We start from the raw sequence: 15312 nt of genomic DNA on the forward strand, positions 1-15312 counted from the left end.
GCCCCCGGCCACCCTGGGGGGGGGGTGTTGTGGGCGTTGGTGCACAAGTTCATTTACAACTAACACCCGTGGCGGGCCGCCCGCCCCCGGGCGCCCCCCGCCGCCCGGGGGTGGCCCCCCGGGGCGGTCGTCGCTGGTGAGCGCTCCGAGTTCTACCAGAGAGACACCAACCCACGGCCAGGCCATAACAAGATCCGAACCTTGAACAGCTCCTAGCATCCTCAGAAAGGGCACTGGGGTCAGCCCGGTTCACCGGGTTGAGCTGCTGCGAGGCACATGCTCGAACTGGGCCTTGAAGCCGTCGTGTTCCTGGCCCGATGCAGCGAGGTTCTCACCGTCCAGGATTGTCTCCACGACCGATTGGATGGCGTGCATGACGGGCGTCGCCATGTAGATGCAGACGTCTGCCATTTCCTGCGTCGCCATAGGAGGCTGGGCCGAGCTGTGCCGCAGCCCAAACGGTTCTGGAAGCTGCACCTGACCGCGGACAGGCGTGGTGGACCAGCACGCGCGGGGTGCTCGGACCAGCAGTCGCGTGAGTTCGCCAAGGTCCACACGCGTCTCACTCTCACGCATGGTCGACAGTGGGTTGGCCTGGGCCCAGTGGGACTTGGGCGACTCCTGAAGTACTGCGGAGAGTGTCCCCAACGCGTAAGCGTCGATGTCCACGAGCAGGTGGGATCGCCGGATCTGCACGCGCACCAGAAAGGTCAGGACGGCGCGTCCCTCGAAGAGGTGCAACTGCAGTGCCAGGGCATGTCGGGGACCATGCGGGTCGGCCGTGTTGCAGATCCGCTGAAGCGCTGACGGCCGCATTCGCAGACCGTCCATGTCTGGGCCAATCGGCCAGGGGCGGTTCTCGGAGCGTGCCCGGAGCGGGTAGAGGGCCCAGTCATCCACGGCCACAGTACCTGGCACGGGCGGCTGCTCCGTCAAGCGTGCCCGTACAGCAGCCACCACGGTCCACGGGTGGAAGTCCTGGGCCGCACTGACGCGCTCGCCGTTCAGTGGCTGGTCGAGATGCCAGCTCGCCCAACGCTGGCCAGCCCCTGTGACGCCGGCGTCGTCGTAGAAGAAGATGTTGCTCTCCTGCTGCGCTGCGACGAGCGCGAGAGCGTCCCGTAGACGCTTCGCCTTGATGTCCCTGGGCCCGGTGGGAACTGCTTCGGGGACGAGCGCGCTGGGCGGAACTGGGCCGTACAGGAGGTCTCGCGCCGTGATCAGGTCGGCTTCCGCGTGCCGCAGCGCGATGTCGGTCGCGATCGGCCAGCACAGGACCGGCGCGAGCAGTGCGAGCGGGATGTACCAGTTCCACGGGGTCGGAAGACCGGGTGGGGTCACGGTGAGCCACATAGCGAGGCCGAGGATCAGGGCGATCGGGACGGTTCGTACGGCCTGTCGAGCCGGGAGCGTGGCCTTCACGCGAAGGGCTGCGTACCACGCTGCGGCGCCTGGTGCGAAGGGCAGCAAGGCAAGAGCGACCAGAGCCAGCTTGCGGTCCCGGGACCGGCGGCGGGCGCGGGCCTGGAGACAGTGCTCGATCACTGGGACGGGGTTCGTTCCGAACGCCTGCACCTGCGGGTGGTCTGTGTGGTCCAGCGCCCGGCGGATCAGAGCATCGCTGTATGCCTCGGCGAAGTTCTGTGCCAGCAGGGCTGGCCGGCGACGGAGACGACTGCCGGGAAATGCGTCGAGAATCCTCTCCACCGGCATGTTCCGGTAGGCGGCGGCGGCCATGATCCGGCTGGGATCGGCTGCCGCCTCGGGAGTGGTAGCGACCGCGTTCTCATCGGGTTCCACAAACAGGTACTCGAGGTCTGCTGGCTCGATGGGAGTCCTGAAGTGGAAGCGGCGCGACTTGTACTCCTCGAGCGCGCCCCGGAGCCGGGCGGAGGGCCCGTCAATGGCCATGAGCGTCTCCATTCGGCCGGGTCGGAAGGTCGCTGATCGGCTCACCGCTCTGAACTGGCCCGCGGGCGGGGGGCGGGAATGCCAGCACGCCGGTCTCGACGGCAGGTGGCGGTTCCGAGCCTGGCTGGGTGCCGCCCAATGGACTGCCGTTGAACAGTCTGACGAGTAGTGTGGGGGCCGAGGCGCCAACGATGACCGTAGCGTAGGGGCCGCTGATCTGGCCGCTCCCGGCCAGTAGGACTCCGGCCAAGCCGCCGAGCAGGACCTCCAGTCCGGCCACCGTCAGATCGGCTCTGTTGTAGAAGGTCCCGCCCCACAAGCGTGGAGGCGCCACGGGCCGTCGCCTGCGTTTCGCGGCTTCCTCGGCGAAGGCCGAGGCCCATTGGTTGGCACGCTGGTAGAAGTCGATCAGCCCTGCGAACGCTCCTCCCATGGCTCCCAGGAGAGCGGCCTGCCACAGGCTCAAGGGGACTCCTCTCGATATGAAGTGCGTAGTTGAAATGAGGGTTTCGGTCGGTGCCTTCGGTAGATCCGCGTTGATCCTGTGCCGCGGAACTCCTCGACGGGGATCGGGGTGACGCCTGGGCGCATGCGGTCGGTGTAGAGCAGGCCGTCGAGGTGGTCGATCTCATGGGCGACGAGCCGGGCCCGGCCCCTTTCGTAGGTCTCGGTGTCGTCGGATCCGTCGAGGGCGGTGGACGGGGTCCAGGTCGGCCGGGAAGTCGACGCGGACCATGAGGTGTTGGGTGGGCAGCCGTACGGCGCGCTGGAACCAGTGGCCGCTCCGGCCGGCCGCAAGGCTCAGCGTCTTCCTGTGGGCATCGAACCCTGTGTGGAGGCGGGCAAGGTCGCCCAGGTCACAGGCATCAGACCACAAGCCAGTACGTGCAGCCGGTCCCGCTGGACACCCGCCAGATAACGCCGAAGCCACGCCCCATCGCCTCCGTGGTGACCTGATCACGTGGGTCGAACCTACGGCGGAGATCCTTTCCCAGGGGCGCCTTTCGAGAATCCGGTGCACGGGAGTTCAACCGTGCTGGAGCGCCGCCCTGTACGTATGTGACAACAAGACTTGACAGTCCGAGCGCAGCCATGGCGAGAGTAACTGACACCACCCCAGCTCAGAGGGAAGCGCCGGTGGCATCTACGGCAGGCAGTCGCACGCCGTGCACCCGTGTCTACCTGGGTGCGATTGCAGTCTCTAGTTGACACATACCAGGTGTGATTGGCACACGAGAGGCTCCAGGCCCTGAAGCGGTGGGCTCACGGAGCCCACCTGTACGACGCGATCGACGAGGAGACGACCGCGCCGCCGCGCGAAGCCGCCGAGGTGCATTCCTGCTGTGTAGCTTTCCGGGCTCTTGTGGTATCGGGTGGCCAGGGTGCCGGGTCGCAGCGGCGTCTCGCGCAGCATCTCGCCGGCGTACAGCGGGATGCCCGAGAACGTCTCCGCCAGCCCCACCCTCGGCACGAAACCGGACGTCGTACCCGGCCGAGCCCGGCGGCAGCGGCCTGGTGGCGAGCGCGATCATCTCGGCGGGCCCGGTCACGTCCAGCGCGTCGATCCCGTTGAAGACCGGGATCACCACGAGGCGCGGGAGGGGTGGGAGCTGGCTCATGCCCCCGGCCTCGCCTGCGACTGGCCGTGGCGGCGATGACGGGAGTGTGCAGGATCCGGACACGGGGGCCAAGGGCGCCGGCAGCGGGCGGTCCAGGAGCGCGACAGCAGTCAGGGGCAGGTCTGGCGGTAGGACACGTCGGCGGGGACGTACTGCCGCCATTCCTCCCGGGTCATGGAGCGGCCGGCGGTCGTACAGAGCCTGCTGACGACGGCGTCGAGGTCGGTATACATCCCGGTGTCCCACAGGCGCACCGTGCTGTCCCCGCCGTTGGTGGCCAGGAGGGCTCCGTCCGGGCTGAAAAGCCCGGACGATACGTTGCCCGTGTGGCCGGTCAGGAGCGCCACCTGACTTCGCGTCTGTATGTTCCACAGCCGGACCGTGGAATCCTGGCTGCTGCTGGCGAGGGTGTTCCCGTCCGGGCTGAACGCCACATTCCACACGATGTCTGCGTGGCCCGTGAGGGCGGCCTTCTGGGTCCGGGTCCGGACGTCCCACAGTCGCACCGTGGCGTCCCAGCCGCCGCTCGCGAGGGTGTTCCCGTCCGGACTGAACGCCACGGACTGGGTGGAGCCGGTGTGGCCGGTGAGGGCGGCCTCCTGGGTCCGGGTCCGCACGTTCCACAGTCGTACCGTTCCGTCCCAGCTTCCCGTGGCCAGGAGGGCTCCGTCCGGGCTGAACGCCGCCGAGCCGACCAGGCCGGTGTGGCCGCTGAGGACCGCCGGCTGGTCAGGGTGCCGCACGTCCCACAACTTGACCGTCGGCGCGGTGAGGCCGCCACCTGTGGCGAGGGTGCTGCCGTCCGGGCTGAAGACCACGGGGCTCGACGTGCCCCTGAGGATCGTCAGCAGGCGATGGGACGACACGTCCCACAGCCGCACCGTGCCGTCGACGTAGCTGCCGGTGGCGAGCGTTCTTCCGTCCGGGCTGAAGGCCAGCGCGCCCACCAGGCCGGTGTGGCCGGTGAGGGTGGCGACTTCACGGTCGGTCGCGGTGTCCCACAGCGTTGCCGTCCCGTCGTCGCTCGCGGTGGCGAGGGTCCTCCCGTCCGGGCTGAAGGCCAAGGTGAGCAGCATGCCTTCCCGGCCCGTCAAAACGGCCAACTGGCGGTGCGTTCGAACGTCCCACAGCCTCGCCGACGGATCCCGGCCTCCGGTGGCCAGCGTCCGGCCGTCCGGGCTGAACGCCACCGGTCGCATCGCGCCGCCCTGCCCGGCGAACACGGCCAGCGGACGGCCCACGCGCATGTCCCACAGCCGTACCGTGCTGTCCTCGCCGGCGCTCGCCAGGGCACTTCCATCGGGACTGAACGCCACCGAATTGACCTCGCGCGTATGGCCGTTAAGTGTCACCAGAGCCCGGCGCGCAGGCGCGTCCCACAGTCGCACCGTCCAGTCCTGACCGGCTGTGGCCAAGGTCTGCCCGTCTGGGCTGAATGCCACCGCCCGCACAGCACCTCTGTGGCCGGTGAGAGTCGCCAGCTCCGTCCGGCTCCGCACGTCCCACAGGCGCACCGTGGCATCACCACCCGTACTGGCGAGGACGGTACCGTCGGGACTGAAGACCACCGCCAACACCTGTCCGGTGTGGCCGGTGAGGACGGCCAGCTGGCCGTGGGTTCGCACATCCCACAGCCGCACCTCCTGGTCGGCGCCGCCGCCGACGGCAAGCGTTGTCCCGTCCGGGCTGAACGCCGCCGAGATCGGCCACGAACCGTGGACACCTGCGAGTGTGGCCAGCTGACGGCGGGACTCCACGTCCCACAGCTGCACCGACCCCTGGGCATCGCCGACGCCTCCCGTGGCCAGGATCCGTCCGTCGGGGCTGAAGACCAGAGGACCCGCCGCACCGGTGAGATCTCCGACCGGGTCGAGCGTGCGACCGTCCCACAGTCGTACCCCTTGACGGGCGTAGTCGAAGGTGGCCAAGTTCCTTCCGTCCGGGCTGAACGCCACCACGTCGAGGTTCCGGCCAGGCAGGGTGCTCACCTCGCGGCGTCGGGATACGTCCCACAACCGCACCGCTTCATCCGCGCTGCCGGTGGCCAGGCTCTTTCCGTCCGGGCTGAACACCACCGATCGCACCGGGCCGGTGTGCCCGACGAGCGTACTGATCAACGGCGAGCTGGCTGCGGAGAGGAGCCGCGCCCGGGTGTCAGCCGTCGGGTGGATGCGCTGCGCGGCCAGGGCCAGGTTGGCGGCCATGGCGGGGTCGGCGGTGGCCAGGCTCGCGCTCCGGGCAATCAGTTGTCGGCTCGCGGCCAGGTCCCGCTGTTCATCGCCCGCCCGGGCGTTGACGAGAGCGAGGCCGGAGGCGATAAGTACGAGGACGGCGAGCAGCGCGAAGCCGCCCCGTACGAAGCGGCGCCGACGGGCGAGGCGCGCCTGGGCCCGCGCACTGGTGGAGACGAACTCGACTTCCTCGGCCGGGACTTCGTCCGGGCGCTCGTCGATCCATCGCCTTGCCTCGTCGACCTCGCGCCGCCCGAGCAGGAGTTCATCCGGTCGGCCCTGCTCCTGCCAGGCACGCAGGGCACGCCGGAGCTTCTCCTGCCAACTGCGGAAGGCACGGTTCGCCTCGACCCAGCGCTGCAGTCTCGGCCAGCTCTCCACCAGCGTCTGGTGGGCGAGCTCGACGGTGTCCGGCCCGTTCGGGCGGCGGGTCACGACGACCAGCCTGGTACTGGCCAACCGGTGGATCAACGACCAGTCCTGGTCCGAGAACTGAGTGCGGTCGGCGACCCTGCGGGTGTCGGGGCCGCGATCCCCTGCGTCCAGTTCCTCTGCCGGGCGGACCAGCTGGATGAAGATCCGTTCCAGCGCCGCGCGCTCGGACTCGTCCGCCCATTCCCACAGGGTGGACTCGGCGTTGCCGACCAGTGCCCCTTGGACCCCGCCGAGCCCCTGATAGGAGGCGGCGGTGAGAATGCCGCGGGTCTGCTGTTCCCAGAGTTGACTCAGGGTGAATTCCAGCATCGGCAAGGCGGCCGCGCCGAGCGGTGTGTCGCGGAGCAGCTGCTCGACCAGGCCGTCGGCGTAGCGGACTCCGCCGTGCGCCTCCAGGGGGAGGATGATGGCCGCATGCAGCTGGTCCCGGGTCATCGGCGGCACGACGACGTGCGTCGCTTCCCACGCCGCGCGCAGGACGGGAAGCTGCTCGATCTGGGAGAGGAAGTCGATCCGGGCGACGACGACGGCCTGGGCCGGCCTGCTGCCGTCGGTGCGCCGCGCGGTCAGGACACCCAGCATCGCGTCCAGCTTGCGTGCCGTTTCGGGCGCATCCGCGAGCAGAGTCTCGAACTGGTCGACGACGAGGAGGAGTTTGGCGTGTCTGCCGTGGCGGGCCAAGGTCTGTTCGAGTGCGGTGCGCAGTCCGTCCTCGCCGCTGGCCAGCTGACGGGCCAGGGCGGTCCATCGGTCGTGCCACTGGGCCGTGTCCGGGTCCGCATCGCCGGCCGAGGCGAGCGCCCAGGCGAGGAGTTCCTCGGCGGTGAGCCGCAGCCCGTGGGGCACGCGGGCGATCACATATGCCTGGTCGTCGAGCCCGGCCAGGAGGCCGGCGCTGACAAGTGAGGACTTGCCAACCCCGGAGGCACCGAGCACCGGCAGTACCGGCACCTGCTGCTCTCCGAGGAGTTCGAGCAGTCGGCGCGTCTCGTGACCGCGCCCGTGGAACACCGCCTCGTCCTGTTCGGTGAACGCCAGGAGCTCGCGGAAGGGGCTGTCGGCCAGCAGTCGGACGCGTAGTTCCGGCCATTCACGGGCCAGTGACTCGACGGTCAGGGCATAGCCCGTGCGCCGCCGCTGGTCCCCTTCGACCGCGACGACGACACCGACGACGCCCTGGAACTCCTCGTCCCACACCGGCGCGCCGCTGAACCCGCCGGCCAGCGGGAACCCGGCGTGCTCGTCACAGGTCAGCTGCCACCAGCCGGTGCCCTCGCGGCCCTCGATCGTGCCGGTGGTCCAGATTCCGGCGTCCTTGCTGCCGCCCGGCCCGGCGTACCGGGGGAACCCGAACGCCCGCCAGCGGTGTCCGGCCAGTTGGTCCGACTCCAGGATCCGCAGGGGAACGGCGCTCTCCGGCGGCGGGTCGGACAGGCGCAGTACGGCGACGTCACCGCTGTTGTCGGCCGCCACCGGGACGCTGACGTGGACTGTGGCCGATGCCCTGGGGCAGCCGGGAAGCAGCGGAAAGTCGACGGTCACGGGGAAGTCCGCCGGGAGGGGCTGGTCGTCAGGGATGCCCGCGACGGCGGCGACGACGTGCGAGCAGGTGAGCATGAGCCGTCCGGGTATCAGGAATGCGGCCCCGACCGGCCGTCCGTCGTGAAGGACGCGGGCCGTCCCGCGCTCCCAGGCCAGCGGCTGGCTCATGCTTCACTCTCGTGGCGGCTCCATTCCAGCTCCAGGGTGAAGTGCGCGTCGCCGGACGCCTTGGCCACGACGAGCCCCGCCTCGGCTGTGATCTTGATCCCGAACTCGGCCCGGATCTGGTCGGGTTTGCGGGGCAGATCGGCCAGCCGCTCCAGCAGGGCGGCGGCGACCTGCCGTACCCGGGCCAGGCCGGACTCGAAGGTCTCGGCCGAGGACTCGACCAGTGCATCTCCCCGAGCCGCCCGGAGTACGCCGGAACCCTGCCCTTCGGGCAGCTCCACGACGAACGTCTGGCCGTCGTCGAAAGGAACGCTGAGGAACATGCGACCACCCCCGTATCGCGCCGGTAAGTGTCCCGACTGGCCCGCCAGTTGACTGTGTTACGCAGCACTGCTGGACCGGCTACGCTAGGCCAGGGTGCCGGGCCGGGCAGGGGAACGATGGAGTTGTACCCCAAATCGTGATGTGGCCATGCCGTCACTTCGCAGGACTCAGCCGTTCCTCAAGGGCTCCAAGCCGAGCGCAGCCGCCGACCGCTGCATCACCGCGGTGATCCCGGAGCGGGTGGACCAGATGGCGAATCGGAAACGGAAGGGCGCCGCCGGCGGCCGCCCGGCTGTTGGTGGACCTTCTGATCGCCATCGTGCACCGGAGCGGCGACCGTCCTCGCCGCCGAACTGCGCGCCCCCGACCCCGACACCCGCCCCGACCTGCGCGTCGTCGCCCCTTGATCATCCGCAGCATGACGTCCAGGCGTCATACCGGCGGCAACCCTGTCCCCGGCGAAACGGATGGACGTCGCGCCGCAACCCGCGCTCGCCGGGCCGCCCGCCTCCTGTACGCCCGCGACCGGCACTTCCCGGAAGACCACATGGAATCCCGCCTGCGGCCCGCCGAGGCGAACGTCGGGTGGCCGCACTCCGGACAGGTCAGCTCCTGCACCGTGCGGCGGTCGCCCTGCAGTACGCGGCACCGAGCAGCGCGTGGCGCCGCCCGGCGATCCGCCGGTCCTGGTACGCCTGGGCCCGGCATGCGCCGTCGCAGTACCGGCGGCTAACAGGCGCCCTGAGGGAGAGCCGGCCGCCGCACGAATCGCAGAAGCGGACACGGGCCACGACTCCAGGCTCGCTCACCCGGCCGGGCTCCGGCTACGGCCGGGTGAGCAGGGCGGGGCCTACGCCGAGCGGGGTCCGCCTGTTCGCGTAGCGCACAACCGACTACCGGACCCCTGCCGCCTCTGTTCCATGGGCCGGTTCACCTCGTCGGCCGGAACCCTGGCCGTACGGTTTCGGCCAAATCCGGCACGGGCGCCGGGCAGTTCGGCGCTTCCGCTTAGCGGCGCCCAGGAGCACACGCTTAATCATGGCCCTGACAGGACAATGCGGCGACGACGGCCGGACCGTGCGGCGTGCCTTCCGTTTGGGGACCGGCGGTTCGGTGATTCCGGCCAAGCTGCACGCCACCTGTTCCCCGGGGCCCGCCGGTCGCGGAAGACTTCACGCCTCTGCCTGATCCGTCCAGTTGGGACCGGAGGAGAGTGGACCCGCGTCCTGCCGTGTCACGGGTTCCGGCGGACGTCGACAGCGTTGGAGGGGCCTTGTCCAGAGGTACCGGTCGAGCTCGGTTGTCCGTGCGGTCGTGGGTGCGGTTGCGGTGGATCGCGTTCGCCGTGGCGACGGTGTTGGTGGCTTCGCTAGCCCAGGCGGGCGTCCTGCCACCGGCACAGGCGTCCGCCGCATCGAGGCCGGTGCCGCGGGATCTGCCGATCCTGTCGGTCCCGTCGGCGGCCGAGCAGAAGCCGCAGGCCGAAGTGCCGCAGCAGAAGGCCGACTTCGCGCCGCTGGCGACCGGCGAGCACCCGCAGTTCGCTGCCCGCGCCGCAGCCCCGGGGGCGCCGCAGACCAGCCTGGTCTCCCCGGTCGACGGTGCCGTGGTGGGTACGGAGACGCCGGCGCTGCAGGTGGCCCCGGCCGGTGACGGCGTCCTGTACTGCTTCAAGATCTCCACCGGGTTCGACGGCCGTTCGGGCAGTGTGGTGGACTCCGGGTGCCTCGACCAGCCGCAGTGGACCGTCCCCAAGCACGTGCTGCACGACGGCGCACGCTACACCTGGACGGCGGCCACCGCGATGTCCGGCGCGACGACCGCGACCCCGCCGCAGTGGGTCGGGCACTTCACCGTCAACCAGCGGGTCGGCGACCCGGGCCCGGCACCGACGGACCACCTGGGCCCGGTGACGGTGAACCTGTTCAACGGCAACGCGCACGTCGAGGCCGCCGGCCCGGCGTTCCAGACCGTCGGCGGATCGGCGGGCGTGAACCTCGCCTACAACTCCCGCGAGGGCGCCCCGCACGGTGTGCGCACCTCCTACTTCAACGACTCCCGGCACGCGGGCACCCCGGACACGACCCCCGTGATGGTGCGCGGAGAGTCCCAGGTCAACCTGGACTGGGGCATCCCGTGGACCGGCAATCCGGACAACATGCCGTGGCGCGACAACCCGATGCCGCCCGCCCTGGACAAGAACTGGTTCGTCGTGCGTTGGGAGGGCCAGTTCAAGGCCCCGGTCAGCGGTGACTTCCGGTTCGCCGGCTCGCACACCGACGGCGCCCGGGTCTGGCTGGGCGACAAGCTGGTCTACGACAACCCCGGCCCCGCCGACCCCGGCGACGACTTCCTCCTGCCCGGCCCGCACCAGGCCCAGGAGATCGCACTGAAGGCCGGTCAGCTGGTGCCGCTGCGCGTCGAGCTGTACCACCACTCCGACCAGCGTCCGCGCATGGTGCTGTGGGCCAAGAGCAGCACCGGCCCGGACACCCAGCGCGTACACACCCTGGATCCGAGGATCGTGCCGACGGAGTGGCTGTTCTCCTCGGATGCGCAGGCGCTCCCGGCGGGTTGGACGCTGTCGGCGCAGTCCAGCGGCTACAGCCACGCCGAGATGCTGGACGGCTCGGTGGTGCTCACCGACGGAGCCGGCGGCAAGCACACCTGGGGCAAGGCATCCACAGCCGGCTACACGCCACCGGTGGGCGAGGACGGTGTGCTCGCCTTCGACACCTCCGGCCGGATCACGCTCACCGAGGGCGACACCGTGTCGCTGTTCAACCCCGACGGCACGCTGGCGGCGGTGGAGTCGGTGCTGGACGGCAAGAAGCCGGCCGCACTGCAGTACGTCTACAGCGGGACGCCGCCGCGGCTGACGCAGATCAAGGACCCGGTCTCCGGCCGGTCGCACCAGCTCTTCTACAACACCGACGGCAGCGACGGCTGTTACGGCGGGGTCGCCCGTCCGCCGGGCTCCGACCCGGCACCGCCGCAGATGCTGTGCCGGATCCGGTACTGGGACGGCAGCGAGACCCGGCTCTGGTACCAGATGGGCACCCTGGCCCGGGTCGAGAACCCCGGCGCGGTGATGCAGGACTTCGACTACGTGGGCCGGGCCTCGGCCAAGCAGCGCTACGACGAGGCCGGGGACAACGAGTTGGAGAAGCAGAAGGCCCTGGACAGCATCGGGCCGCTGGCCACCGTCCGGGGCAGCCTGGCGTACGACTGGGTGGCGCACCAGGCCCCGTCCGCGGAGAACGGGTGCACCAACACCGGTGACACCGCCGCCGCCTGCACGGTGATCGGCTACGACTCCGTGACCGAGGACCCCAAGGAGCCGCCCGCCCTGCGCGCGGTGCAGGTGCTGGCACCGGCCCCGGACGGCCGTTCGAGCGCGCTTCGGGCCGAACACTTCTACCAGTACTACCTCGAACGCAAGCAGGCCACCGTGGCGCTGGCCGGGGTGTACGACTCGACCCGCTCGCGCACCGTGACCTACGACGACGCCGGCCGCACCCTGGTCACCACCGACTTCACCGGGGCGAGCATCGCCGCGGAGTGGAACACCAAGGACCAGGCCACCGCCTCCGTCGACAGCGCCGGCCGGCGCTCCACCACGGTCTACGACCACGCCGACCGCCCGGTCGACAAGTACGGGCCCGCGCCGACGTCCTGCTTCACCGGCCAGACCCCCACGCCCGCGTGCGCGGCGAGGATGCCGCATACCCACACCACGTACGACGAGGGGCTGGCGGGGCTGTCCGCCGCCTTCTACGACAACCCGGAGCTGGCGGGTGTGCCGACGGTGTTCGCCACCGGGGTCGGCGCGGGCGACGGGGCGCTGTCGCGGTCCTGGGGCGCGAGCCCGCCGGTGGCGAACACCGGTGGCTGGTCGGGCCGGTTCACCGGCGAGGTCCAGTTCCCCGCCGCCGGCGACTACGGCCTCGGGTTCACGGCGGTCGACGGCGTCCGCCTGTGGGTGGACGACGTGTTGACCGTCGACAGCTGGAGCGACAAGCCCAGCACCGCGGTCACCGGCACGTACACCAACACCACGGCCGGCAGTCGGCACCGCGTCCGGGTCGACTACTACAACCGCTCCGGCACGACCGGGGCGCTGGCCTTCACCTGGACCCCGCCCGGCACCGGCGCCCCGGCACCGGTGCCGGGGGCGAACCTCGCGCCCCGGTACGGCTGGTCGACGGGTACCACCACCGAGGACACCTCCGGCGGCGACAAGGAACGGGCGCCGTCCAAGCGCGGCGCGAGCAGCTACTCCGACCCGGCGGCCGGGATCGACCCGGTGTACGGGCTCAAGGTGTCCGCGACGGCCGACCCCGGCGGGCTCAACCTCACCGCCCGCTCCGGCTACGAACGGCCCGGCACGGGATACCTGCGCAAGCTGACCGAAGCGCTGCCGGCCGGCGACATCACCGACCCCGACAGGCGCGACACCACCACCTACTACGGCGACACCGAGACCCGCGCCAACCCGTGCGACCCGAACGCCCCGGCCGCCAACCAGGGCGGCATGGTCAAGACAGTCACCGGAGCCAAGCCGGGCAGCGGGCCGGCGTTCACCAGCGAGACGGTCTACGACGAGACCGGCCGTCCTGTCGCCGAGCGTGTCAACGACGAGCCGTGGAGCTGCACCAGCTACGACGCCCGCGGACGGGTGGCCCAGAAGGTCTTCCCGGCCTTCGGGGACAAGCCGGCACGCACGGTCAGCTACGACTACGCGGTCGGCGGCAACCCGCTCGTCTCGAAGGCCGGCGATGCGAACGGGTCGATCACCACCGTGATCGACCTGCTCGGCCAAGAGGTGGGCTACACGGACGCCAACGGCGTCACGTCGACCTCCACCTACGACCAGGTCGGTCGGTTGACCACCGACACCACCACGGTCAAGGGCGTGTCCAGTGCCGTGTCCTACGCCTGGAACGACGCCAACCAGCTGACCCAGGTCAAGGTCGACGGCACCGTCGTCGCCACCCCCGCCTACACCGCCGCAGCCGAACTGGCCTCTGTCGCCTACGGCAACGGGTCCCGCCTCGACTCGCTGACGCGCAACGACTCCGGCAAGCCCACGGCGCTGGCGTGGAAGACCGTGGCGTCCACCGTAGTCGACACCGTCACCCGCTCCCGGGACAACCGCATCACCGACGAGGCGGTGACCGAGGACGGCAGGAACGCCGCGACCTACTCCTACACCTACGACCCGGTGGGCCGGCTCGTCGCCGCGACCGTCCCGCACCACCAGCTCACCTACCGGTTCGACCCGGCCGACGGGTGCGGACCGGCCAGGACCACCGGGCTGAACACCAACCGCACCGCGTCCACCGACAGCCGCGACGGTGCCGCCGCGGTCACCACCACCTACTGCTACGACGCCGCCGACCGGCTCACCGCGACCACCGGCGGCCTCGCACTGGCGTTCGGCTACGACGCCCGCGGTGACGCCGTGAAGATCGGCGACGACACCCTGGGGTACGACTCCACCAAGCGCCACATCTCCACCACCACCGCAAGCGGCGCCACCATCTCCTACACCCGTGACCCGGCCGACCGCTTGACCGGCCGAACCGTCACCGGATTCGCCGACCCGTCGAAGAACGGGACCACCCGCTACTCCTACACCTCCAAGCACGACGACGCGGACCTGATCCTGGACCAGGACGGCGCTCTGCTGCAACGGATCGTGGCGCTGCCCGGCGGCGTGCTGCTGACCAAGAACTACGACAAGGCCGCGACCACCAACTGGTCCTACCCCAACATCCACGGCGACGTCCTGTTCACCGCCGACGGCACGGCCGCCCGCACCGGCGCCCTGCACCTGTACGACCCGTTCGGGCAGAACATCGATCCCACGACCGGCGCGTTCGCCGACATCCCGATCCCGGCCACCGCCGCCGGCGGCATGGACTTCGGCTGGCTGGGCCAGCACGAGCGGCCGGTGGAGCACCTGGCCGGCCAGCAGGCCATCGAGATGGGCGCCCGCGTCTACCTGCCCGTGCTGGGCCGGTTCCTGCAGATGGACCCGGTGAAGGGCGGATCGGCCAACGACTACGACTACGTCAACGCCGACCCGGTCAACGGACTGGACCTCGCCGGGACGTTCTCCTGGAAGTCGGTGGTGCACGTGGCGACCACCGCGGCCGAGGTGGTGGCCTTCGTACCCGGCCCGATCGGGACGGTGTCCTCCGGGTTGGCTGCGGCCGGCCAACTCGCCCAGGGCAACAAGGAAGCCGCAGCCATGGACGCGCTCGGCATGATCCCCGGCGGCAAACTCGCCGCCACCGTGGCCAAGGACGCCGTCAAGGAGGCATCGACGCTGGGCAGGGCCGCCGCCGCCGTCGAGAAGTGCAACTCGTTCTCCCCGGACACCTTGGTGGAGATGGCCGACGGCACCACGAAGCCGATCAGCGAGGTCCATGAAGGCGACCAGGTCAAGGCCACCGACCCGGCCACCGATGCCACCCTCGGCGAGCCCGTCGCGGGAGTCATCGTCGGCCGCGGCGTCAAGCACCTGATCGACATCGGTGTCGACGGCTCGGGACAGGCGACGCTCACCGCCACCGCCGGCCACCCCTTCTGGGTCCAGGACCGCGGCTGGGTGGACGCCGGGAACCTCAGGACCGGCGACCTCGTCCGCGCCCCTTCGAGCACCGGTGCCGTACGCATCACCGTGATCCACGACCGCGGCGAGGTCGCCGACCAGACCGTCTACAACCTCAGCGTCAGCCGCATCCACACCTACCACGTCCGAGTCGGTGCCGACTCCCTCCTCGTCCACAACTCCGCGTGCCCCCTGCACGGGAACTCCCCCTTCAAGGAATGCCCGGGGTGCATGATCAACGGCACGGGGGAACGCAAAGCGGTCGACACCGTGGCAGAGCACGAAGTGGGGGCCAAGTCGACCAGGGAAGAGTCCAGCGCACGCGTGGACGCGGTGGACACCCTCAGCCACGCACACCTCGATCCGACCGGCCTGACCGCGGCGGTGGTCGCCGGCGCCGCAGCCGCCCGACTGGGGAGCGCGGCAACGAACGCGACCAGGAGGCTCAGGAGGTAGCGGAACG

At 70.5% G+C, this 15312-nt stretch carries 6 protein-coding genes; 1 reads left to right on the forward strand and 5 read right to left on the reverse strand.

All coding sequences use genetic code 11. The features are described from left to right. Nucleotides 1–249: 249 nt before the first annotated feature. The 5 genes from ACIO5E_RS23770 to ACIO5E_RS23790 form a co-directional block, all read right to left on the reverse strand. Nucleotides 250–1911, reverse strand: coding sequence for a hypothetical protein (locus ACIO5E_RS23770; RefSeq protein ID WP_400671134.1), 1662 nt, complete (start codon nt 1909–1911; stop codon nt 250–252). Further along, the gene (locus ACIO5E_RS23775) at nt 1901–2377 is read right to left on the reverse strand and encodes a hypothetical protein (protein ID WP_400671137.1); all 477 of its coding nucleotides are present in this window, start codon (nt 2375–2377) and stop codon (nt 1901–1903) included. Before ACIO5E_RS23775 ends, ACIO5E_RS23770 begins: the two co-directional genes overlap by 11 nt. Next, nucleotides 2374–2709, reverse strand: a complete 336-nt coding sequence (locus ACIO5E_RS23780) for a peptide deformylase (RefSeq protein WP_400671140.1) — start codon at nt 2707–2709, stop codon at nt 2374–2376. Before ACIO5E_RS23780 ends, ACIO5E_RS23775 begins: the two co-directional genes overlap by 4 nt. 931 nt (nt 2710–3640) lie before the next feature. Continuing rightward, nucleotides 3641–7906 (reverse strand): trypsin-like peptidase domain-containing protein, encoded by a 4266-nt coding sequence (locus ACIO5E_RS23785; RefSeq protein ID WP_400671142.1) that lies wholly within the window; start codon nt 7904–7906, stop codon nt 3641–3643. After that, on the reverse strand, nt 7903–8229 hold the full coding sequence (locus ACIO5E_RS23790; protein WP_400671144.1) for a CU044_2847 family protein: 327 nt from the start codon (nt 8227–8229) through the stop codon (nt 7903–7905). Before ACIO5E_RS23790 ends, ACIO5E_RS23785 begins: the two co-directional genes overlap by 4 nt. Before the next feature lie 1424 nt (nt 8230–9653). On the opposite strand from ACIO5E_RS23790, the gene ACIO5E_RS23795 reads away from it, so the two are divergent. Next, nucleotides 9654–15305, forward strand: coding sequence for a PA14 domain-containing protein (locus tag ACIO5E_RS23795; RefSeq protein WP_400671145.1), 5652 nt, complete (start codon nt 9654–9656; stop codon nt 15303–15305). Nucleotides 15306–15312 lie beyond the last annotated feature (7 nt).

Origin of the sequence: Kitasatospora sp. NPDC087314, from assembly GCF_044744365.1 — a bacterium.
Classification (GTDB): Bacteria; Actinomycetota; Actinomycetes; order Streptomycetales; family Streptomycetaceae; genus Kitasatospora.

What these genes read in the sequence shown, in the direction of transcription:
- ACIO5E_RS23770 (WP_400671134.1), bottom strand. Translation starts at nt 1,911, where the DNA reads ATGGCCATTGACGGGCCCTCCGCCCGGCTCCGGGGCGCGCTCGAGGAG.
- ACIO5E_RS23785 (WP_400671142.1), bottom strand. Translation starts at nt 7,906, where the DNA reads ATGAGCCAGCCGCTGGCCTGGGAGCGCGGGACGGCCCGCGTCCTTCAC.
- ACIO5E_RS23790 (WP_400671144.1), bottom strand. Translation starts at nt 8,229, where the DNA reads ATGTTCCTCAGCGTTCCTTTCGACGACGGCCAGACGTTCGTCGTGGAG.